Genomic DNA, 21,363 nt, shown 5'->3' on the forward strand with positions numbered 1-21,363 from the left:
CTCGGACAGTCGGGCAACGAAATGGGGCGCGTATCATACATGAAAAAATCCGCCGGTCCGTTGCCAACTGACCGGCGTATTACGCGTTACAGACTACAAAGCTTTTATTGCGTGGCGTTTACTCGCTGCGCATCAACGGATACAGCTCTTTGAGCAGCTTGCGCCGGCTGATCACCAACTGCCAGCGATGGCCGCCGAGCTGTCGCCACAGGCGCGCCGAACGAATGCCGGCGAGCAGAAGGGCGCGAATCTTCGAGGCGTTGCTCGGTTGCTGCAGGTTGCGCATGTCGCCGTGCACCTGAATGCGTTGGCGCAGGGTACTCAGGGTGTCCTGATACAGCGCGCCGCAGGCGGCGACCACGTTTTCGTGGGCCGGGCCGAAGTGCTCGACCTGCGACTGGATCTGCGGCAGGCGCTTGCCGATGGTGTCGAGCATGTCGTCACGCTTGGCCAGTTGACGTTCCAGACCGAGCATCGACAGGGCATAACGCAGCGGTTCGCGTTGCAAAGTGCTCGGGTCGCGTTCGAGGGCGCCGATCAACGCTCGGTAACCTTCGCGCAGATTGAGGTCGTCACCGCCGTAAACGTCCAGCGTGTCCTTCGGGTCGCGCACCAGCAGACTGCCGAGCATGCAGGTCAGGCCGGCCTCGCTGGTCTGGCCGGTCTTGGCGATCCGGTCGACCAGCACGGCAGCGAGAAACACGCCGCCGAGCGCCGTCAGTTGCTCCTGAGTCGGGCTCATGCCTGGCCGCTCCACGGCTCGGCGACTTCGATCACGCCGCCGCCGAGGCAGATTTCACCGTCATAGAACACCACGGACTGGCCCGGCGTCACCGCGCGTTGCGGCTCGTCGAACACGGCGCGATAGCCGCTGGCGGTTTTTTCCAGGGTGCAGGCTTGGTCGCTCTGGCGATAACGCACTTTGGCGGTCAGGCGCAGCGGCTGGCTCAGATCGATCGGGTTGACCCAATAGATTTCCGAGGCGAGCAAGGCGCCGGAAAACAGCCACGGATGGTTGTTGCCCTGGCCGACGATCAGTTCGTTGGTGTCGAGATCCTTGCGCAGCACGTACCACGGCTCATCGCCAGCGTCTTTCAGGCCGCCAATACCGAGGCCCTGACGCTGGCCGATGGTGTGATACATCAAGCCGTGGTGACGGCCGATGACTTCGCCTTCGGTGGTTTTGATTTCGCCCGGTTGCGCTGGCAGATATTGCTTGAGGAAGTCGCTGAAACGACGCTCGCCGATGAAGCAGATCCCTGTGGAATCCTTTTTCTTGGCGGTCGCCAGCTCGTATTTCTCGGCAATCGCACGTACTTCCGGCTTTTCCAGTTCGCCGACCGGGAACAGGGTCTTGGCGATCTGTTCGCCGCCAACGGCGTGCAGGAAGTAGCTCTGATCCTTGTTCGGATCGAGGCCTTTGAGCAGTTCGGTGCGGCCATCGATGTCGCGGCGGCGCACGTAGTGGCCGGTGGCGATCAGGTCGGCGCCGAGCATCATGGCGTAGTCGAGGAACGCCTTGAACTTGATCTCGCGGTTACACAGGATGTCCGGGTTCGGCGTGCGACCGGCCTTGTATTCGGCCAGGAAGTGCTCGAACACGTTGTCCCAGTACTCGGCGGCGAAGTTGGCGGTGTGCAGCTTGATGCCGATTTTGTCGCAGACAGCCTGGGCATCCGCCAGGTCGTCCATGGCGGTGCAGTATTCCGTTCCGTCGTCTTCTTCCCAGTTCTTCATGAACAGGCCTTCCACCTCGTAACCCTGCTCGATCAGCAGGAGAGCGGAAACGGAAGAGTCCACGCCGCCGGACATGCCGACAATGACGCGCTTCTTGGATGTGTCAGAAGGGGCTGGATCACGCATAGGGATTCAATGAGTGTCTTGAAAAAGGACGCGATTCTATCAGGCTCACGGCCTCAAGGCTAAAGAGAAGGGCGGATCAGTTCGAGGCCGAAGTGATTGCCCGCCAGATAATCGTCAATGCAGCGGATGATCAGCTCGCTGCGCCAGTTGTCGCGTTGAGCCATTAATTCGTCACGGGTCAGCCACTTGGCGCCGACGATGCCGTCGTCCAATTGGTAATCCGGGTGATGTTTCACCGCTTTGGCGCTGAAGCACACACGCTGGTAGGTCACGCCGTTGCTCGGCGCGGTGTACAGGTAAATGCCGATGACACCGGTGGGTTCTACGTCCCAACCGGTTTCTTCGAGGGTTTCGCGGACTGCGGCTTCGATCAGGGTTTCGTCCGGGTCGAGGTGGCCGGCGGGCTGATTCAGCACGTTGCGCCCGGCCTTGTGTTCTTCAACCATCAGGAAGCGGCCGTTGTCCTCGACGATGGTGGCGACGGTGATGTGGGGGAGCCATTCCATACGGTGTCCTCGTTTTTGAATATTGGAACCCGATCCCTGTGGGAGCTGGCTTGCCAGCGATGGCGGCCTATCATTCAGCATTGTAGGTGACTGATCCACCGCTATCGCTGGCAAGCCAGCTCCCACAGGGTTTTGTGGTGATCATAAAACCCGGAAACACAAACCCCGGCACGAGGCCGGGGTTTGTGATGTTCCCTTTACAACCTTAAACCAGCGCAGCAATCGCCGCGTTGAGGGTTGCGCTTGGGCGCATGGCCTTGCTGATCAGCTCGGCATTGGCGTGGTAGTAACCGCCGATGTCGACTGGCTTGCCCTGAACGGCGTTGAGCTCGGCAACGATGGTTGCTTCGTTCTCGGTCAGTGTCTTGGCCAGCGTCGCGAACTGCGCTTGCAGTGCAGCGTCTTCGGTCTGGGCAGCCAGGGCCTGAGCCCAGTACATCGCCAGGTAGAAGTGGCTGCCGCGGTTGTCGATATTGCCGACTTTGCGCGATGGCGACTTGTTGTTGTCGAGGAACTGGCCAGTCGCCTGATCCAGGGTTTTCGACAGTACCAGCGCCTTCGGGTTGTTGTAGTTCACGCCCAGATGCTCAAGGGACGCCGCCAGTGCGAGGAACTCGCCCAGCGAATCCCAGCGCAGGAAGTTCTCTTCAACCAGTTGCTGCACGTGCTTCGGAGCCGAACCGCCGGCGCCGGTTTCGAACAGGCCACCGCCGTTCATCAGCGGCACGATCGACAGCATCTTGGCGCTGGTGCCCAGTTCCATGATCGGGAACAAGTCAGTCAGGTAGTCGCGCAGTACGTTGCCGGTCACCGAAATGGTGTCCTTGCCTTCGCGGGTGCGCTGCAGGGTGTACTTCATCGCGTCGACTGGCGCCATGATCTGGATGTCCAGACCGGCAGTGTCGTGATCCTTCAGGTAAGCCTGAACTTTCTCGATCACTACGCCATCGTGAGCGCGCATTGGGTCGAGCCAGAAGATCGCTGGCGTGCTGCTGGCGCGAGCACGGTTGACGGCCAGTTTGACCCAGTCCTGGATCGGCGCGTCTTTGGTCTGGCACATGCGGAAGATGTCGCCGGCTTCAACAGCCTGTTCCATCAGCAGGTTGCCCTTGCTGTCGGTGACGCGAACCACGCCGTCAGCCTTGATCTGGAAGGTCTTGTCGTGCGAGCCGTACTCTTCGGCTTTCTTCGCCATCAGACCAACGTTTGGCACGCTGCCCATGGTGGTCGGGTCGAAAGCGCCATTGGCTTTGCAGTCTTCGATCACGGCCTGGTAGATGGTTGCGTAGCAACGGTCCGGGATCACAGCCTTGGTGTCGTGCAGCTGGCCGTCGGTGCCCCACATTTTGCCGGAGTCACGGATCATCGCTGGCATCGAGGCGTCGACGATAACGTCGCTCGGTACGTGCAGGTTGGTGATGCCTTTGTCGGAGTTGACCATCGCCAGCGACGGACGAGCGGCGTAGACCGCCGCCATGTCGGCTTCGATCTGTGCTTGCTGCTCGGCCGGCAGGGCCTTGATGCGGGCGTACAGGTCGCCAATGCCGTTGTTCAGGTTGAAGCCGATCTCGGCCAGCACGTCAGCGTGCTTGGTCAGTGCGTCTTTATAGAACTCGGCAACGATCTGGCCGAACATGATCGGGTCGGAGACCTTCATCATGGTCGCTTTCAGGTGAACCGACAGCAGCACGCCTTGGGCCTTGGCGCTTTCGATTTCGGCAGCGATGAACGCACGCAGGGCGTTTTTGCTCATCACGGCGCAGTCGAGGATCTCGCCGGCCTGAACGGTGGTTTTTTCTTTCAGAACGGTAGCGGTACCGTCTTTGGCGATCAGCTCGATCTTCACGGCGTCAGCGGCGTCGATCAGGGCAGCTTTTTCGCTGCCGTAGAAATCGCCGGTGCTCATGTGAGCGACGTGGGACTTGGAGTCTTTGGCCCAAGCGCCCATTTTGTGCGGGTGCTTGCGCGCGTAGTTCTTCACCGACAGCGGTGCGCGACGGTCGGAGTTGCCTTCACGCAGAACCGGGTTCACGGCGCTGCCCTTGACCTTGTCGTAACGCGCCTTGGCGTCTTTGTCGGCGTCGCTGGTCACGGTTTCCGGGTAGTCCGGCAGGTTGTAACCCTGGGCTTGCAGCTCTTTGATCGCGGCTTGCAGCTGTGGAACCGAAGCGCTGATGTTCGGCAGCTTGATGATGTTGGCTTCAGGCGTAACGGCCAGGTCGCCCAGTTCGGCGAGGTGGTCGGCTACGGCTTTGTCGCCCAGTTGCTCGGGGAAGCTTGCCAGGATGCGTGCTGCAAGAGAGATATCGCGGGTTTCCACGGCGATATCGGCCGAGGCGGTGTAAGCCTCGATGATCGGCAGCAGGGAATAGGTGGCGAGGGCAGGAGCTTCGTCGGTGAAGGTATAGATGATCTTCGAGCGGGTGGGCATATTCGGATTAACTCTCTCTTCTTTGCTAAAGCGTGCGCAGAAACTCGAGGGGCGCCGGGTAAGCGCGTTCGTTCAAAGTCATCCATGAACCGAATGTCGAGATTCTTCGCGGTGATGTTGGGTGCATCAGTAGAGCGTCAAGCAGTCAGGCTGCGGTAACAACCCGACCAATCAGGCGGAAAGTCTCGTACTAGAGAGGCCAGCCGTCGTGACCCTGTGGTCAGCGGGCGGCATTATACATAGGTAGCTGGCAATCTGCCGATGGTTCATATGCAACGAATCTCGTCCATTGGTCTAAAGGTCGCAGGGCGGGATGGCGACTAAGGTCAATGGGAATGCTTGAGTTTGGCGCTTTTCCCTTTGCTTTCAGGGTTGTACGAAACGAGTTGTGCGATTGCCGGAGACAGAGGGTTTGCGTGTTGATTTAACTGGGTTACGCTCGAACCAAGCCAGATGTTCAATCCAAACAATGGAGTTCAGCATGGGTTACAAGAAGATTCAGGTTCCAGCCGTCGGCGACAAAATCTCCGTCAACGCAGACCATTCTCTCAATGTTCCTGATAACCCGATCATCCCCTTCATCGAAGGTGACGGCATTGGTGTCGACATCAGTCCGGTGATGATCAAGGTTGTCGATGCTGCAGTTCAAAAGGCATACGGCGGTAAACGCAAGATTTCCTGGATGGAAGTCTACGCCGGGGAAAAAGCCACTCAGGTTTACGATCAGGACACCTGGCTGCCTCAGGAAACCCTCGATGCAGTCAAGGATTATGTGGTTTCCATCAAGGGCCCGCTGACCACGCCGGTCGGTGGCGGCATCCGCTCGCTGAACGTGGCCCTGCGTCAGCAGCTCGACCTGTACGTCTGCCTGCGCCCGGTGCGTTGGTTCGAAGGCGTGCCGAGCCCGGTGAAAAAGCCCGGCGACGTCGACATGACCATCTTCCGCGAGAACTCCGAAGACATCTATGCCGGTATCGAGTGGAAGGCCGGTTCGCCGGAAGCCACCAAGGTCATCAAATTCCTTAAAGAAGAAATGGGCGTCACCAAGATCCGTTTCGACGAAAACTGCGGCATCGGCGTCAAACCGGTGTCGCTGGAAGGCACCAAGCGTCTGGCACGCAAGGCCCTGCAATATGTGGTCGATAACGACCGCGATTCGCTGACCATCGTGCACAAAGGCAACATCATGAAGTTCACCGAAGGTGCCTTCAAGGAATGGGCCTACGAAGTGGCCGCCGAAGAATTCGGCGCGACCTTGCTCGACGGCGGTCCGTGGATGCAGTTCAAAAACCCGAAAACCGGCAAGAACGTTGTGGTCAAAGACGCCATCGCCGACGCTATGCTCCAGCAGATCCTGCTGCGCCCGGCCGAATACGACGTGATCGCGACCCTCAACCTCAACGGTGACTACCTCTCCGACGCCCTGGCGGCGGAAGTGGGCGGTATCGGTATCGCGCCGGGCGCCAACCTGTCCGACACCGTGGCGATGTTCGAAGCCACCCACGGCACCGCGCCGAAATACGCCGGCAAGGATCAGGTCAACCCGGGTTCGCTGATTCTCTCGGCAGAAATGATGCTGCGCCACATGGGCTGGACTGAAGCGGCGGATCTGATCATCAAGGGTACCAACGGCGCCATCGGTGCCAAGACCGTGACCTATGACTTCGAACGACTGATGGACGGCGCCAAACTGGTTTCGTCTTCGGGCTTCGGCGATGCGCTGATCTCGCACATGTAAAAACGCGGGCACACAAAAACCGCCTGACTCGATGAATTGAGTCAGGCGGTTTTTTTATGGCTGAAGAGTCTGAGGCTTCAGCTGGTCACTTTTTCCTCGTGAGTCGCAACCGGGGTTGCTTCCTGGACGGCGTCAGCCGCGCAAATCTTCACGGCATGCAGGCCTTTGGGGCCTTGCACGATATCGAATTTCACCAGTTGCCCCGCTTTCAGGGTCTTGTAACCATCCATTTCGATGGCGGAGTAATGCGCGAAGAAATCGATGTCTTTGCCATCCTCGTCGCGGCCTTCGCGGGCGTCGGTATTGATAAAGCCGAATCCCTTGGCATTGTTGAACCATTTCACCTTGCCGACAGCCATGCTCAAATCCCTCTGCAACAGACTCCAACGCTGGAGTATCATCCAGAACATCCGCAATCGAATCCGATAAAAGAATTGACTCCGCGGATCTTTTTTACCCACTGTGGGCTCTATTGGTTGTAACACCGTTTTCCCGATAGTCAAGGTGACCGGGCAGTCGGAGTTGAAAACGTGGACAGCCGCCCCCACCACTGTATTTGCACAACTGACGAACCTTTCTTTCCCATGCATGCAATCAGCCAGATTCGACTAACATTCAATCAGGATCGCCCGCTTCTCCAAAAGGATCTTCCACAGGAGCACGACGACGATTCGGCAGGCGTTGCTGTTCAGGAAGCAAAGCCTGCGTTACAGGCGCCGCCGATGTACAAGGTGGTTTTGTTTAATGATGACTACACACCGATGGATTTCGTCGTCGAAGTGCTCGAGGTGTTTTTTAACCTGAATCGCGAGCTGGCGACCAAGGTCATGCTGGCCGTCCACACAGAAGGACGGGCAGTATGTGGAGTGTTTACCCGCGACATCGCCGAGACAAAGGCCATGCAGGTCAACCAGTACGCCAGGGAAAGCCAGCATCCGCTACTCTGTGAAATCGAGAAGGACGGTTAATCGCCGACCACTTGGGTATGAGGTGAAGCTATGTTAAACCGCGAGCTCGAAGTCACCCTCAATCTTGCCTTCAAGGAGGCTCGTTCGAAACGTCATGAGTTCATGACCGTCGAACACCTTCTGCTGGCCCTATTGGACAATGAGGCTGCCGCCACCGTTTTGCGTGCCTGCGGCGCAAACCTCGACAAACTCAAGCACGACCTGCAGGAGTTCATCGACTCCACCACGCCACTGATCCCCGTTCATGACGAAGATCGTGAAACCCAGCCAACTTTGGGCTTCCAGCGTGTACTGCAACGTGCTGTTTTCCACGTACAGAGCTCGGGCAAACGCGAAGTAACCGGCGCCAACGTGCTGGTTGCAATCTTCAGTGAGCAAGAGAGTCAGGCAGTGTTTCTGCTGAAACAGCAGAGCGTTGCGCGCATCGATGTCGTCAACTACATCGCTCACGGCATTTCCAAAGTGCCGGGGCATGGCGATCACTCTGAAGGTGAGCAAGATATGCAGGACGACGAGGGCGGTGAGTCTTCTTCTTCAGGCAATCCTCTGGATGCTTATGCCAGCAACCTCAACGAACTCGCGCGCCAGGGTCGCATTGATCCGCTGGTCGGCCGCGAATCGGAAGTCGAGCGTGTCGCGCAGATTCTCGCGCGTCGGCGTAAAAACAATCCGCTGCTGGTTGGCGAGGCTGGCGTGGGTAAAACCGCGATTGCCGAAGGCCTGGCGAAGCGCATTGTCGACAACCAGGTGCCGGATCTGCTGGCTAACAGCGTTGTCTACTCGCTCGACCTTGGCGCTCTGCTCGCGGGCACCAAGTATCGCGGTGATTTCGAGAAGCGCTTCAAGGCGCTGCTCAATGAACTGAAAAAACGTCCGCAGGCGATCCTCTTTATCGACGAGATCCACACCATTATCGGTGCGGGCGCTGCGTCGGGCGGGGTCATGGACGCTTCGAATCTGCTCAAGCCGCTGCTGTCGTCTGGCGACATTCGCTGCATCGGCTCGACCACGTTCCAGGAATTTCGCGGCATCTTCGAGAAGGATCGTGCCCTGGCACGTCGCTTCCAGAAGGTCGATGTCGTCGAACCGTCGGTGGAAGACACCATCGGTATCCTGCGCGGCCTGAAAGGGCGTTTCGAACAGCATCACAATATCGAATACAGCGATGAGTCGTTGCGCGCCGCTGCTGAACTGGCATCGCGCTACATCAATGACCGGCACATGCCGGACAAGGCCATCGACGTGATTGACGAGGCGGGCGCCTATCAGCGTCTGCAACCGGTCGAGATGCGCGTCAAGCGTATTGAAGTGCCGCAGGTCGAAGACATCGTGGCGAAAATCGCACGTATTCCTCCGAAGCACGTCACCAGCTCCGACAAGGAACTGCTGCGTAACCTGGAGCGAGACCTGAAGCTGACGGTGTTTGGTCAGGACGCGGCGATTGATTCGCTGTCGACCGCGATCAAGTTGTCGCGCGCCGGGCTCAAGTCGCCGGACAAGCCAGTCGGTTCGTTCCTGTTCGCAGGCCCGACCGGTGTCGGTAAAACTGAGGCTGCGCGGCAGTTGGCGAAGGCGTTGGGCATCGAACTGGTTCGCTTCGACATGTCCGAGTACATGGAGCGTCACACCGTATCGCGTTTGATCGGTGCGCCTCCAGGCTATGTCGGTTTTGATCAGGGCGGTCTTTTGACCGAGGCGATCACCAAGCAGCCGCACTGCGTATTGCTGCTCGATGAAATCGAGAAGGCGCATCCGGAAGTCTTCAACCTGCTGCTGCAGGTGATGGATCACGGTACGCTGACCGACAACAACGGGCGCAAGGCGGATTTCCGCAACGTGATCGTGATCATGACCACCAACGCCGGTGCCGAAACGGCAGCTCGCGCTTCGATCGGTTTCACCCATCAGGACCACTCGTCCGATGCGATGGAAGTGATCAAGAAGAGCTTCACGCCGGAATTCCGTAACCGTCTGGACACCATTATCCAGTTTGGTCGCCTCAGTCATGAGGTCATCAAGAGTGTGGTGGACAAGTTCCTTACCGAGCTTCAGGCGCAGCTGGAAGACAAGCGTGTATTGCTTGAGGTTACCGACGCGGCGCGCAGTTGGCTGGCGGCGGGTGGTTACGACTCGGCGATGGGTGCGCGGCCGATGGCGCGGCTGATTCAGGACAAGATCAAGCGTCCGTTGGCGGAGGAGATTCTGTTTGGCGAGCTGGCCGAGCATGGCGGTGTGGTTCACATCGACATCAAGGATGGTGAGTTGACGTTTGACTTCGAGACTACTGCTGAGATGGCCTGACGGCTTGTTGTTGATTGGAAAGGCGCCTTCGGGCGCCTTTTTGTTGTCTGGGGTTTTTGTGTGTATATCCGTTGCTGCGGGTGTTGCTGATTAGGGTTCCGCCCTTACGGCGGGTCACCTTTTCCAAACGCCGAAAAGGTAACCCAAAAGGCTTGTTCCTACGTGCGGCCCGCTCGCTGGGGCTCGGGGTCCCTTCGCTCCGGGATCGATCCGGGGGCAGCGCCTACGGTTTGCTTCGCTGCACCTCCTCTCGCTGTGTTTGGCTGCGCCAAACGGTCGCTGCGCTCCCACCCCCGGATCAATCCCTCCACTCAGCCTGCCGACGTCGCCCTACAGATCAAAAGCTGCAGCCGAGCTAACGCTCATCCTGGAGTGGTGCGGCTGCGCCGCGGGTTTCTTGTAGGAGCTGCCGAAGGCTGCGATCTTTTGATCTGCTTTGGCTTTGGCTTTGGCTTTGGCTTTGGCTATTGATCTTTTGCCCCATCGGCAGGCCGAGCGTAGGTGTTCATCAGGGGTGGGAGCGCAGCGACCGTGCGGCGAAGCCGCATACATCGAGAGGAGGTGCAGCGAAGCAAACCGTAGGCGATGCCCCCGGATGGACACCGTAGCGAGGGAACACTGAGCCTCAGCGAAGTGCCGTACGCCAGGGGCAAAGCCTTTTGCTTACTTTTCGCTGGGCCGGCATTCCGGCGTTTGGAAAAGTGAGTCGCTGTAAGAGCGAAACCGCCAGCAGCAGCACCCGCAGCAACGGATATACACACAAGACCAAAACCCAAAACGCAGACAAACAAAAACGCCCGGCATAAACCGGGCGTTCTGTATTGACTTGATTAGCGAGCGCGGTAAGTAATGCGCCCTTTGCTCAAGTCATAGGGCGTCAGCTCGACGCGCACTTTGTCACCGGTAAGAATACGAATGTAGTTCTTGCGCATCTTGCCGGAAATATGCGCGGTTACGACGTGCCCATTTTCCAACTCCACACGAAACATGGTGTTGGGCAGGGTGTCGACGACAGTGCCTTCCATTTCGAAGCTGTCTTCTTTCGACATGCAGTAAAGCCCTCGGTATCCAATGAATGGCCCGGTGCAACTGCGCCAGGCAAAAGCGGCGTGCATTGTGCCCGAAAAATGGGGTTTACGCCAAGGGGTTTACGGCTTGGGTTTAGTTGAGAATGACCCAGCGCTGATTAATCAGCAATTCGATGGGTCGATATTGGGTCTTGTAGTTCATCTTTTTACAGTTCTTGATCCAGTAACCCAGATAAACCGCCTCAAGCCCGAGGCGCTGGCTTTCGCCGATCTGCCAGAGGATGGCAAATCGGCCAAGACTGCGGCGTTCTTCGTCGGGTTCGTAAAAGGTGTAGACCGCTGACAAGCCGTTCGGCAGCAAGTCAGTCACCGCCACGGCGAGCAACCGTCCGTCGAGTCGGAATTCGTAAAATCGGGAGAAGGGCAGGTCGCGCACCAGAAACGTCGAGAATTGATCTCGGCTCGGCGGGTACATGTCGCCGTCGGCATGCCGTTGTTCGATGTAGCGTTGGTACAGATCGAAATATTCTTCGCTGAACTGTGGTTTGACCGGTCGCACCTGCAAATCGAAGTTGCGCTTGAAAATGCGCTTCTGCTGACGATTAGGGGTGAACTGCGCCACGGGAATGCGCGCAGGCACGCACGCATTGCAATTCTGGCAATGGGGCCGATACAGATGATCGCCACTGCGACGAAAGCCCATTTCCGACAGATCTGCGTAGACATGCACATCCATGGGCTGGCTAGGGTCGAGAAACAGGGTCGTGGCCTGCTCCTCGGGCAGATAACTGCAAGAGTGAGGCTGAGTGGCATAGAACTTCAGACGCGCCAACTCGGTCATGATCAACCCTCGGGATAAGCTGGTGAATTAAGTGTAAGCCACGCGCGCAAAAGTCGCTCAGCAAACCCAAGTGGCATGGCTGGGTTGATCCAGGTGTCGAGCCAGATAATCAGCGAATTCGTCGCGCGGGATCGCCCGGGCGCCGAGGCTGTGCAGATGATCGGTCGGCATCTGGCAGTCGATCAGCACGAACCCTGAGTCTTTCAAATGGCGCACCAGCGTGGCAAAGCCGTACTTCGAGGCATTGTCGGCACGACTGAACATCGATTCGCCGAAGAACAATTGGCCCATGGCCAGGCCGTAGAGGCCGCCGACCAGCTCGCCCTCATCCCAAACTTCCACCGAATGGGCGAAGCCGCGCCGATGCAGTTCAACGTAGGCGTCCTGCATGGCTTCGGTGATCCAGGTGCCGTCAGCGTAATCCCGGGGCGCAGCGCAGGCGCGTATCACCGCGTCGAAGTCCTGATCGAAGGTTACTTGATAGCGTTCTTTGCGCAGCAATTTACCCAGGCTGCGCGAGACATGCAGTTCGTCGGGAAACAGCACAGTGCGCGGATCCGGCGACCACCAGAGAATCGGCTGACCCTCGGAAAACCACGGAAAGCAGCCATGGCGGTAAGCCTGGATCAAGCGATCAGCGGACAAATCGCCACCCGCGGCGAGCAGTCCGTTGGGATCGCGCATGGCTTTTTCCAGTGGCGGAAAAGTCAGGGAGTTACGTTGTAACCAAGTCAGCATGGCATCCAGGCTTGCAGAAGGGGAGGGCGGTGCGGGCTGTTCGGCCCGCGATAAAGTGTGCCGTTAAATGACAGGAATGTCGTCCAGATACTTCTCGGCATCGAGTGCGGCCATGCAGCCCGCGCCCGCTGAGGTCACAGCCTGACGGTAAACATGGTCGGCGACATCGCCGGCGGCAAACACCCCAGGAATCTCGGTAGAGGTGGCGTCGCCGTCGCTGCCGCCCTTGATCAGCAAGTAGCCGTCGCGCATCGGCAACTGCCCTTGGAACAGGTCGGTGTTGGGTTTGTGGCCGATAGCGATGAACACCCCGGCCAATGGCAGCTCGCGGGTTTCGCCGGTATGGCTGTCGCGCAGACGCGCGCCGGTCACGCCGCTGGCATCGCCGAGCACTTCGTCGAGATTCTGGTTCCAGTGCAGGCGCACGTTGCCGTTGGCGGCTTTTTCGAACAGTTTGTCCTGGAGGATTTTCTCCGAGCGCAGTTTGTCGCGACGGTGGATGAGGTGCACCTCTTTGGCGATGTTCGATAAATACAGCGCTTCCTCGACCGCCGTGTTGCCGCCGCCGACCACCGCGACCACCTGATTGCGGTAGAAAAAGCCGTCACAGGTCGCGCAGGCAGAAACACCCTTGCCGGCGAAAGCCTCTTCTGAGGGCAGGCCCAGATATTGCGCCGACGCGCCGGTGGCAATAATCAACGCGTCGCAAGTGTAGGTGCCGCTGTCGCCAATCAGCTCAAAGGGGCGCTGCTGCAACTTGGCGGTGTGGATGTGGTCGTAAACGATCTCTGTGGCAAAGCGTTCGGCGTGTTTCTGCATGCGTTCCATCAGTACCGGGCCGGTGAGGCCTTCGACGTCACCGGGCCAGTTATCGACTTCGACGGTGGTGGTGAGCTGGCCACCGGCCTGCAGCCCGGTAATGACTACGGGTTTGAGGTTGGCGCGGGCGGCGTACACCGCGGCGCTGTAACCGGCTGGGCCGGAGCCGAGAATGATCAGGCGTGAATGCTTCGCTGCGTTCATCAAATACACCTCATAAGCCTTTGTCACAAAAGGTAATGCATGCTCAAATTGAATCGCGGGTTCCGTGTGCTTGACTATGCTCAATGCTGGGGTTTGAAGCATGGCATCGGACGCACAAACCCGTACAATGCCGGGCTGTTACAGAATGTTCGCGGTGCGCTGTGTTTATAAAAGCGCCAGCACAGTGTTAAAAGTAGTCTCAGTTGCGCCCGTCAACTTTTTTACCTGCCTGGATTGGGCAGTTTTTTGTCGTCATTCAATAGATGGACGCGCCTCGTGCGCAGGAAAAGAAGCGTTTTGAAGAAATCCACCGAAGCACCAAAAACAGTCGTTCCGCTCTGGCGCCAACAGTTGCACTACCGGCTCAAGGAAGGTGCATTGATCGCCATCGGCGCCTTGTGCCTGTTCCTGATGATGGCTTTGCTGACCTACGGCAAGGACGATCCGGGCTGGAGCCACAACAGCAAGATCGATGACGTACAGAATTTCGGCGGCCCGGCGGGCTCCTATAGCGCCGATATCCTGTTCATGGTGCTCGGTTACTTCGCCTACATTTTCCCGTTGTTGCTGGCGATCAAGGCCTACCAGATCTTCCGTCAGCGCCACGAGCCGTGGCAGTGGAGCGGCTGGCTGTTTTCCTGGCGCCTGATCGGTCTGGTGTTTCTCGTGCTGTCCGGCGCTGCGCTGGCGCATCTGCATTTTCACGCGGCGTCGGGTCTGCCGGCAGGTGCTGGCGGTGCGCTGGGCGAAAGCCTGGGCAATCTGGCGAAGAACGCGCTGAACATCCAGGGCAGCACGCTGCTGTTCATCGCCTTGTTCCTGTTTGGCCTGACGGTGTTCACCGACCTGTCCTGGTTCAAGGTCATGGACGTCACTGGCAAGATCACCCTCGATTTGTTCGAACTGTTCCAGGGCGCGCTCAACCGCTGGTGGTCGGCGCGTACCGAGCGCAAGCAACTGGTCGCGCAACTGCGTGAAGTCGATGATCGTGTCCACGATGTCGTCGCGCCAACCGTCACCGATAAACGTGAACAAGCCAAAGTCAAAGAACGCCTGATCGAGCGTGAGCAAGCCCTGAGCAAGCACATGTCCGATCGCGAAAAGCAGGTGCCGCCGGTCATTGCGCCAGCGCCAGTCAAAGCGCCCGAGCCAAGCAAGCGCGTACAGAAAGAGAAACAGGTGCCGTTGTTCGTCGACAGCGCCGTGGAAGGCACCTTGCCGCCGATCTCGATTCTCGACCCTGCAGAAAAGAAACAACTCAATTACTCGCCGGAATCCCTGGCAGCGGTCGGCCACTTGCTGGAGATCAAGCTCAAGGAATTCGGCGTGGAAGTCACGGTGGACTCGATCCATCCGGGCCCGGTGATTACCCGTTACGAAATTCAGCCGGCCGCCGGCGTCAAAGTCAGCCGCATCGCCAACCTCGCCAAAGACCTTGCGCGTTCGCTGGCCGTGACCAGTGTGCGGGTGGTTGAGGTGATTCCGGGCAAGACCACGGTCGGTATCGAGATTCCCAACGAAGACCGGCAGATCGTGCGCTTCTCCGAAGTGCTGTCGACGCCTGAATACGACAACTTCAAATCGCCGGTCACCCTGGCGCTCGGTCACGACATTGGCGGTAAGCCGGTCATCACCGACCTGGCTAAGATGCCGCACTTGCTGGTGGCCGGTACGACCGGTTCCGGTAAGTCGGTGGGTGTGAACGCGATGATTCTGTCGATCCTGTTCAAGTCCGGCCCGGAAGACGCCAAGCTGATCATGATCGACCCGAAGATGTTGGAACTGTCGATCTACGAAGGCATTCCGCATCTGCTTTGCCCGGTTGTGACGGACATGAAGGACGCCGCCAACGCCCTGCGCTGGAGCGTGGCGGAGATGGAACGACGCTACAAACTCATGGCGAAGATGGGCGTGCGAAACCTGTCCGGCTTCAACGCCAAGGTCAAGGAAGCCCAGGACGCCGGCGAGCCGTTGAGCGATCCGCTGTACAAGCGCGAAAGCATCCACGACGAAGCGCCCCTGTTGCAGAAGCTACCGACCATCGTGGTGGTGGTCGACGAATTCGCCGACATGATGATGATCGTCGGCAAGAAGGTTGAAGAACTCATCGCCCGTATCGCCCAGAAGGCGCGTGCGGCGGGTATCCACTTGATCCTCGCGACCCAGCGGCCATCGGTGGACGTGATCACCGGTCTGATCAAGGCCAACATCCCGACGCGTATGGCGTTCCAGGTGTCGAGCAAGATCGACTCGCGAACCATCATCGACCAGGGCGGCGCCGAGCAATTGCTTGGCCACGGTGACATGCTCTACATGCCACCGGGCACCAGCCTGCCAATCCGGGTTCACGGCGCGTTCGTTTCCGACGATGAAGTTCACCGCGTGGTGGAAGCGTGGAAGCTGCGTGGCGCACCGGAATACAACGACGACATTCTTAACGGCGTCGAAGAAGCCGGCAGCGGTTTCGAAGGCAGCAGCGGTGGCGGCGATGGCGATGATCCGGAAGCCGACGCGCTGTATGACGAAGCTGTGCAGTTCGTCCTGGAAAGCCGTCGTGCCTCGATTTCTGCGGTACAGCGCAAGCTGAAGATCGGTTACAACCGCGCCGCGCGGATGATCGAAGCCATGGAAATGGCCGGCGTCGTCACCTCAATGAACACTAACGGTTCGCGTGAAGTCCTGGCCCCGGGCCCGGTACGCGACTGATTGCAAAGCAAGAGGCGGGACAATGATGTTCCGCCGCTCTCCCACACGTATTCAAGAGGACTCCCATGCGTCTTATCCGCATGCTGTTGCCAGTACTGGCGTTGACCACCCTCACGGCTCACGCCGATGACAAGGATGTGGCGCGTTTGACCCAATTGCTGGAAACATCCAAGACCCTGAGCGCGAACTTCTCGCAGCTGACCCTCGACGGCAGCGGCACCCAGTTGCAGGAAACCACCGGCAACATGACCCTGCAGCGTCCGGGCCTGTTCTACTGGCACACCAACGCGCCGGCCGAGCAGACCATGGTCTCCGATGGCAAGAAAGTCACCCTGTGGGACCCGGATCTGGAACAGGCGACCATCAAGAAACTCGACGAACGTCTGACCCAGACCCCGGCGCTGCTGCTGTCCGGTGATGTGTCGAAGATCAGCCAGAGCTTCGATATCAGCGCGAAAGAGGCGGGCGGCGTGATCGACTTCACTCTCAAGCCGAAAACCAAGGACACCCTGTTCGACAACCTGCGTCTGTCGTTCCGCAACGGTCTGCTCAATGACATGCAACTGATCGACAGCGTCGGTCAACGCACCAACATCCTGTTTACCGGGGTCAAGGCTAACGAAGCGGTCCCGGCCTCCAAGTTCAAGTTCGACATCCCCAAGGGTGCCGACGTGATCCAGGAATAAACACAAAACCCCTGTAGGAGTGAGCCTGCTCGCGATAGCGGTGGGTCAGACAATGCAGTTGTGACTGACAAATCGAATCGCGAGCGGGCTCACTCCTACAGGGTCAATGATCGGCAAAATAGAGGTTTCAACGCTACGTGATGGATCTGTTTCGCAGTGCACCGATTGCCCAGCCACTGGCCGCGCGTTTGCGTGCGACCAATCTGGATGAGTACGTCGGTCAGGAGCACGTGCTCGCTCGCGGCAAGCCTCTGCGTGAGGCGCTGGAGCAGGGTGCCCTGCATTCGATGATCTTCTGGGGGCCGCCCGGCGTAGGTAAAACCACGCTGGCGCGGTTGCTCGCGGAAGTCTCGGACGCACACTTCGAAACGGTCTCGGCGGTGCTTGCCGGGGTCAAGGAGATCCGTCAGGCCGTTGAAATTGCCAAGCAGCAGGCCGGCCAGTACGGCAAACGCACGATTCTGTTCGTCGATGAAGTGCATCGTTTCAACAAGTCGCAGCAGGATGCTTTTCTGCCGTACGTTGAAGACGGCACGCTGATCTTCATCGGCGCCACCACCGAAAACCCTTCGTTCGAACTCAACAATGCCTTGTTGTCGCGGGCCCGCGTCTACGTGCTGAAAAGCCTCGACGAAGCGGCGCTGCGCAAACTGGTGCACCGCGCGCTCACCGAAGAGCGCGGCCTCGGCAAGCGCAATTTGACGTTGAACGACGAAGGCTTCCAGATGCTGCTGTCCGCCGCCGATGGTGATGGCCGACGTCTGCTCAATCTGCTGGAAAACGCCTCCGATCTGGCCGAAGACAACAGCGAAATCGGCACCGAGCTGTTGCAAAGCCTGCTCGGCGATACGCGTCGGCGTTTCGACAAGGGCGGCGAAGCGTTCTACGACCAGATCTCGGCGCTGCACAAATCGGTGCGCGGCTCCAACCCCGACGGCGCGCTGTACTGGTTTGCGCGGATGATCGACGGCGGTTGCGATCCGCTGTATCTGGCCCGGCGCGTGGTGCGTATGGCCAGCGAAGACATCGGCAACGCCGACCCGCGCGCCCTGAGCCTGTGCCTCGCCGCGTGGGAAGTGCAGGAGCGTCTCGGCAGCCCGGAAGGCGAGTTGGCGGTGGCCCAGGCCATCACCTATCTGGCTTGCGCGCCGAAAAGCAACGCGGTGTACATGGGTTTCAAAACCGCATTGCGCGCCGCCGCTGAAAACGGCTCGCTGGAAGTGCCGCTGCATCTGCGTAACGCGCCAACCAAACTGATGAAGCAATTGGGTTACGGCGACGAATACCGCTACGCCCACGATGAACCGGATGCGTATGCGGCCGGTGAAGATTATTTCCCGGACGAACTCGAGCCGATCCCGTTCTATCAACCGGTGCCGCGTGGCCTGGAATTGAAGATTGGCGAGAAGCTCAATCACCTCGCCCAACTCGACCGTTTAAGCCCTCGGCAGCGGAGAAAATAGTGGTTCCACTGATCATTGCGGTCTCCGTCGGCGGCATGGCCGGCACCTTGTTGCGCTTCGCCACCGGTAATTGGATCAGCGCCAATTGGCCGCGGCACTTCTATACCGCGACGCTGGCCGTTAATATCGTGGGCTGTCTGTTGATTGGCGTGTTGTACGGCCTGTTTTTGATACGCCCGGAAGTGCCGATCGAGGTGCGCGCCGGGTTGATGGTCGGCTTCCTTGGGGGGCTGACGACTTTTTCATCCTTTTCACTGGATACGGTGCGCCTGCTGGAAAGCGGGCAAGTGCCGCTGGCCCTGGGCTATGCGGCACTCAGCGTATTCGGCGGGCTGCTCGCGACGTGGGCTGGCCTGTCTTTGACCAAACTTTGATAACGAGAAACCGACATGCTCGATTCCAAACTGTTACGTAGCAACCTTCAGGACGTAGCGGACCGCCTGGCTTCCCGTGGCTTTGCCCTGGATACCGCGCGCATCGAAGCGCTGGAAGAACAGCGCAAGACCGTCCAGACCCGCACCGAAGCACTGCAGGCTGAGCGTAACGCGCGTTCCAAATCCATCGGTCAGGCCAAGCAGCGCGGCGAAGACATCGCGCCGTTGATGGCGGACGTCGAGCGCATGGCGGGCGAACTGAGCGCCGGTAAAGTCGAGCTGGATGCAATCCAGACCGAACTGGACTCGATCGTGCTCGGCATTCCCAACCTGCCGCATGAATCCGTTCCGGTCGGCAAAGACGAAGACGACAACGTCGAAGTGCGCCGCTGGGGCACGCCGACTGCTTTCGATTTTGAAGTGAAAGACCACGTTGCCCTGGGCGAGAAGTTCGGCTGGCTGGATTTCGAAACTGCCGCCAAGCTGTCCGGCGCACGCTTTGCTCTGCTGCGTGGCCCGATCGCCCGTCTGCACCGCGCCCTCGCGCAGTTCATGATCAACCTGCACGTCAACGAGCATGGCTACGAAGAGGCTTACACGCCTTATCTGGTTCAGGCGCCGGCGCTGCAAGGCACCGGTCAACTGCCGAAGTTCGAAGAAGACCTGTTCAAGATCGCTCGTGAAGGCGAAGCCGATCTGTACCTGATCCCGACCGCCGAAGTGTCGCTGACCAACATTGTTGCCGGCGAAATCGTCGATTCGAAACTGCTGCCGATCAAGTTCGTTGCGCACACTCCGTGCTTCCGCAGTGAAGCCGGTGCGTCGGGTCGTGACACCCGTGGCATGATCCGTCAGCACCAGTTCGACAAAGTTGAAATGGTCCAGATCGTTGAGCCGTCGACCTCGATGGAAGCGCTGGAAGGCCTGACCGCCAACGCCGAAAAAGTCCTGCAGTTGCTGGGTCTGCCTTACCGCACCCTGGCGCTGTGCACCGGCGACATGGGCTTCAGCGCGGTCAAGACTTACGACCTCGAAGTGTGGATCCCGAGCCAGGACAAGTACCGCGAGATTTCGTCGTGCTCGAACTGCGGCGACTTCCAGGCCCGCCGTATGCAGGCGCGTTTCCGTAACCCGGAAACCGGTAAGCCTGAGCTGGTCCACACCCTGAATGGTTCCGGTCTTGCCGTAGGTCGTACCTTGGTTGCCGTGCTGGAAAACTACCAGCAGGCCGACGGTTCGATCCGTGTGCCGGACGTGCTCAAGCCGTACATGGGTGGCCTTGAGGTCATCGGCTAAATGAAATATCTGCCGCTGTTTCACAACCTGCGCGGCAGTCGTGTGTTGGTCGTCGGTGGGGGGGAAATTGCCTTGCGCAAATCCCGCCTGCTGGCCGATGCCGGTGCGCTGCTGCGGGTGGTCGCACCTGAAATCGAAACGCAACTGCGTGAACTGGTCACCGCCTCGGGCGGTGAATGCCTGTTGCGCGGTTACGTCGAGGCGGATCTGGACGGTTGCGGGCTGATCATTGCCGCCACCGACGATGAGGCGCTGAACGCACAGGTTTCCACTGATGCTCATCGGCGTTGTGTACCGGTCAACGTGGTCGATGCGCCTGCCCTGTGCAGCGTGATCTTCCCGGCGATCGTCGACCGTTCGCCGTTGATCATCGCGGTGTCCAGCGGCGGCGACGCGCCGGTGCTGGCGCGGCTGATCCGGGCCAAGATCGAAACCTGGATTCCATCGACCTACGGCCAATTGGCCGGACTCGCCGCACGTTTTCGCAATCAGGTGAAAAGCCTGTTTCCGGATGTGCAGCAGCGTCGTGGCTTCTGGGAAGACGTGTTTCAAGGGCCAATTGCCGATCGGCAACTGGCCGGGCAGGGCGCCGAGGCCGAGCGCCTGCTGCAAGCCAAGATCGATGGCGAAGCCATGGTCACGACCGGTGAGGTGTATTTGGTTGGCGCGGGCCCGGGCGATCCGGATCTGCTGACCTTCAAGGCCTTGCGCCTGATGCAGCAAGCCGATGTGGTGCTGTACGACCGCTTGGTCGCACCGGCGATTCTTGAACTGTGCCGTCGCGACGCCGAGCGTGTGTATGTCGGCAAGCGGCGCGCCGATCACGCGGTGCCGCAGGATCAGATCAACCAGCAACTGGTCGATCTGGCCAAGGCTGGCAAGCGTGTGGTGCGGTTGAAGGGCGGTGATCCGTTCATCTTCGGCCGTGGTGGCGAAGAGATCGAAGAACTGGCCGCCCACGGTATTCCGTTCCAGGTGGTGCCGGGTATCACGGCGGCCAGCGGTTGTGCGGCGTATGCCGGGATTCCGCTGACCCATCGTGATTACGCGCAGTCAGTGCGCTTTGTCACCGGGCATTTGAAGGACGGTTCCACCGATCTGCCTTGGTCCGACCTTGTCGCGCCGGCGCAGACGCTGGTGTTTTACATGGGCCTGGTGGGGTTGCCGGTGATCTGTGAACAGCTGATTAAAAATGGTCGTTCAGCAGATACCCCGGCGGCGTTGATTCAGCAGGGTACGACGGTCAATCAGCGAGTCTTTACCGGCACGCTGGCCGATCTGCCGCGACTGGTGGCGGAGCATGAAGTGCATGCGCCGACCTTGGTCATCGTCGGGGAAGTGGTGCAACTTCGCGAGAAACTGGCGTGGTTCGAAGGGGCTCAGGCGCAGGTCTGAGTCAGA

Annotated in this window: 18 protein-coding genes; 9 read left to right on the forward strand and 9 right to left on the reverse strand. The window is 59.2% G+C overall.

Going from position 1 to position 21,363, the window contains the following annotated elements; all coding sequences use genetic code 11:
- Positions 1–118 precede the first annotated feature (118 nt).
- From hflD to EJA71_RS03110, 4 genes are all read right to left on the reverse strand, one after another.
- Positions 119–742, reverse strand: coding sequence for a high frequency lysogenization protein HflD (gene hflD, locus EJA71_RS03095; RefSeq protein WP_007920199.1), 624 nt, complete (start codon positions 740–742; stop codon positions 119–121).
- The gene (gene mnmA / locus EJA71_RS03100) at positions 739–1,863 is read right to left on the reverse strand and encodes a tRNA 2-thiouridine(34) synthase MnmA (RefSeq protein WP_127928939.1); all 1,125 of its coding nucleotides are present in this window, start codon (positions 1,861–1,863) and stop codon (positions 739–741) included. Before mnmA ends, hflD begins: the two co-directional genes overlap by 4 nt.
- A gap of 59 nt (positions 1,864–1,922) precedes the next feature.
- Entirely contained in the window at positions 1,923–2,369 is a 447-nt protein-coding gene (locus EJA71_RS03105; protein WP_158954187.1) for an NUDIX hydrolase, read from the reverse strand.
- A gap of 205 nt (positions 2,370–2,574) precedes the next feature.
- Positions 2,575–4,800, reverse strand: coding sequence for an NADP-dependent isocitrate dehydrogenase (locus EJA71_RS03110; protein ID WP_077573618.1), 2,226 nt, complete (start codon positions 4,798–4,800; stop codon positions 2,575–2,577).
- Between the two features lie 481 nt (positions 4,801–5,281).
- On the opposite strand from EJA71_RS03110, the gene icd reads away from it, so the two are divergent.
- Complete coding sequence (icd, locus tag EJA71_RS03115) at positions 5,282–6,538, forward strand: NADP-dependent isocitrate dehydrogenase (RefSeq protein ID WP_116030137.1); 1,257 nt, start codon at positions 5,282–5,284, stop codon at positions 6,536–6,538.
- Between the two features lie 77 nt (positions 6,539–6,615).
- Here icd and EJA71_RS03120 read toward each other — a convergent pair whose 3' ends face one another.
- Positions 6,616–6,897, reverse strand: a complete 282-nt coding sequence (locus EJA71_RS03120) for a cold shock domain-containing protein (RefSeq protein WP_158954190.1) — start codon at positions 6,895–6,897, stop codon at positions 6,616–6,618.
- Between the two features lie 225 nt (positions 6,898–7,122).
- Between EJA71_RS03120 and clpS the strand changes: the two genes are divergently transcribed.
- Together clpS and clpA are read left to right on the forward strand one after the other, a co-directional pair.
- Entirely contained in the window at positions 7,123–7,506 is a 384-nt protein-coding gene (gene clpS / locus EJA71_RS03125) for an ATP-dependent Clp protease adapter ClpS (protein ID WP_011334948.1), read from the forward strand.
- Positions 7,507–7,536: 30 nt separating this feature from the next.
- Positions 7,537–9,807 (forward strand): ATP-dependent Clp protease ATP-binding subunit ClpA, encoded by a 2,271-nt coding sequence (gene clpA / locus EJA71_RS03130; protein WP_007964841.1) that lies wholly within the window; start codon positions 7,537–7,539, stop codon positions 9,805–9,807.
- 830 nt (positions 9,808–10,637) lie between these two features.
- Here the strand turns inward: clpA and infA are convergent.
- From infA to trxB, 4 genes are all read right to left on the reverse strand, one after another.
- On the reverse strand, positions 10,638–10,856 hold the full coding sequence (gene infA / locus EJA71_RS03135; protein ID WP_002553999.1) for a translation initiation factor IF-1: 219 nt from the start codon (positions 10,854–10,856) through the stop codon (positions 10,638–10,640).
- A gap of 112 nt (positions 10,857–10,968) precedes the next feature.
- Positions 10,969–11,676, reverse strand: coding sequence for an arginyltransferase (locus EJA71_RS03140; protein WP_158954192.1), 708 nt, complete (start codon positions 11,674–11,676; stop codon positions 10,969–10,971).
- Between the two features lie 57 nt (positions 11,677–11,733).
- Entirely contained in the window at positions 11,734–12,414 is a 681-nt protein-coding gene (gene aat, locus EJA71_RS03145) for a leucyl/phenylalanyl-tRNA--protein transferase (RefSeq protein WP_158954194.1), read from the reverse strand.
- 63 nt (positions 12,415–12,477) lie between these two features.
- A complete protein-coding gene (gene trxB / locus EJA71_RS03150) occupies positions 12,478–13,437 on the reverse strand; it encodes a thioredoxin-disulfide reductase (protein ID WP_158954196.1) in 960 nt (319 codons plus the stop codon).
- A 276-nt stretch (positions 13,438–13,713) separates the two neighbouring features.
- Between trxB and EJA71_RS03155 the strand changes: the two genes are divergently transcribed.
- From EJA71_RS03155 to cysG, 6 genes are all read left to right on the forward strand, one after another.
- On the forward strand, positions 13,714–16,143 hold the full coding sequence (locus EJA71_RS03155) for a DNA translocase FtsK (protein ID WP_178113646.1): 2,430 nt from the start codon (positions 13,714–13,716) through the stop codon (positions 16,141–16,143).
- Between the two features lie 65 nt (positions 16,144–16,208).
- Positions 16,209–16,829: an outer membrane lipoprotein chaperone LolA gene (gene lolA / locus EJA71_RS03160; RefSeq protein WP_090284343.1), complete on the forward strand. Its 621-nt coding sequence runs from the start codon at positions 16,209–16,211 to the stop codon at positions 16,827–16,829.
- A gap of 140 nt (positions 16,830–16,969) precedes the next feature.
- Positions 16,970–18,292 carry a replication-associated recombination protein A gene (locus tag EJA71_RS03165; RefSeq protein ID WP_158954200.1) on the forward strand — a complete coding sequence of 441 codons (1,323 nt, stop codon included), beginning with the start codon at positions 16,970–16,972 and terminating at the stop codon, positions 18,290–18,292.
- Positions 18,292–18,666: a fluoride efflux transporter CrcB gene (gene crcB, locus EJA71_RS03170; protein WP_093100589.1), complete on the forward strand. Its 375-nt coding sequence runs from the start codon at positions 18,292–18,294 to the stop codon at positions 18,664–18,666. The genes EJA71_RS03165 and crcB overlap by 1 nt, the downstream gene beginning before the upstream one ends.
- Positions 18,667–18,681: 15 nt before the next feature.
- Positions 18,682–19,962 (forward strand): serine--tRNA ligase, encoded by a 1,281-nt coding sequence (gene serS, locus EJA71_RS03175; RefSeq protein ID WP_053121586.1) that lies wholly within the window; start codon positions 18,682–18,684, stop codon positions 19,960–19,962.
- Positions 19,963–21,357, forward strand: a complete 1,395-nt coding sequence (gene cysG, locus EJA71_RS03180; protein ID WP_158954202.1) for a siroheme synthase CysG — start codon at positions 19,963–19,965, stop codon at positions 21,355–21,357.
- The last annotated feature ends 6 nt before the right edge of the window (positions 21,358–21,363 follow it).

Source organism: Pseudomonas sp. PB106 (assembly GCF_009764645.1).
GTDB lineage: Bacteria > Pseudomonadota > Gammaproteobacteria > Pseudomonadales > Pseudomonadaceae > Aquipseudomonas.

Bases quoted from the DNA above. Each gene is read 5' to 3' on its own strand.
- EJA71_RS03120 (WP_158954190.1), bottom strand. From the start codon at position 6,897: ATGGCTGTCGGCAAGGTGAAATGGTTCAACAATGCCAAGGGATTCGGC.
- serS (WP_053121586.1), top strand. From the start codon at position 18,682: ATGCTCGATTCCAAACTGTTACGTAGCAACCTTCAGGACGTAGCGGAC.
- infA (WP_002553999.1), bottom strand. From the start codon at position 10,856: ATGTCGAAAGAAGACAGCTTCGAAATGGAAGGCACTGTCGTCGACACC.
- EJA71_RS03140 (WP_158954192.1), bottom strand. From the start codon at position 11,676: ATGACCGAGTTGGCGCGTCTGAAGTTCTATGCCACTCAGCCTCACTCT.
- EJA71_RS03110 (WP_077573618.1), bottom strand. From the start codon at position 4,800: ATGCCCACCCGCTCGAAGATCATCTATACCTTCACCGACGAAGCTCCT.
- mnmA (WP_127928939.1), bottom strand. From the start codon at position 1,863: ATGCGTGATCCAGCCCCTTCTGACACATCCAAGAAGCGCGTCATTGTC.
- cysG (WP_158954202.1), top strand. From the start codon at position 19,963: ATGAAATATCTGCCGCTGTTTCACAACCTGCGCGGCAGTCGTGTGTTG.
- EJA71_RS03105 (WP_158954187.1), bottom strand. From the start codon at position 2,369: ATGGAATGGCTCCCCCACATCACCGTCGCCACCATCGTCGAGGACAAC.
- clpS (WP_011334948.1), top strand. From the start codon at position 7,123: ATGCATGCAATCAGCCAGATTCGACTAACATTCAATCAGGATCGCCCG.
- clpA (WP_007964841.1), top strand. From the start codon at position 7,537: ATGTTAAACCGCGAGCTCGAAGTCACCCTCAATCTTGCCTTCAAGGAG.
- aat (WP_158954194.1), bottom strand. From the start codon at position 12,414: ATGCTGACTTGGTTACAACGTAACTCCCTGACTTTTCCGCCACTGGAA.
- trxB (WP_158954196.1), bottom strand. From the start codon at position 13,437: ATGAACGCAGCGAAGCATTCACGCCTGATCATTCTCGGCTCCGGCCCA.
- lolA (WP_090284343.1), top strand. From the start codon at position 16,209: ATGCGTCTTATCCGCATGCTGTTGCCAGTACTGGCGTTGACCACCCTC.
- icd (WP_116030137.1), top strand. From the start codon at position 5,282: ATGGGTTACAAGAAGATTCAGGTTCCAGCCGTCGGCGACAAAATCTCC.
- EJA71_RS03165 (WP_158954200.1), top strand. From the start codon at position 16,970: ATGGATCTGTTTCGCAGTGCACCGATTGCCCAGCCACTGGCCGCGCGT.
- hflD (WP_007920199.1), bottom strand. From the start codon at position 742: ATGAGCCCGACTCAGGAGCAACTGACGGCGCTCGGCGGCGTGTTTCTC.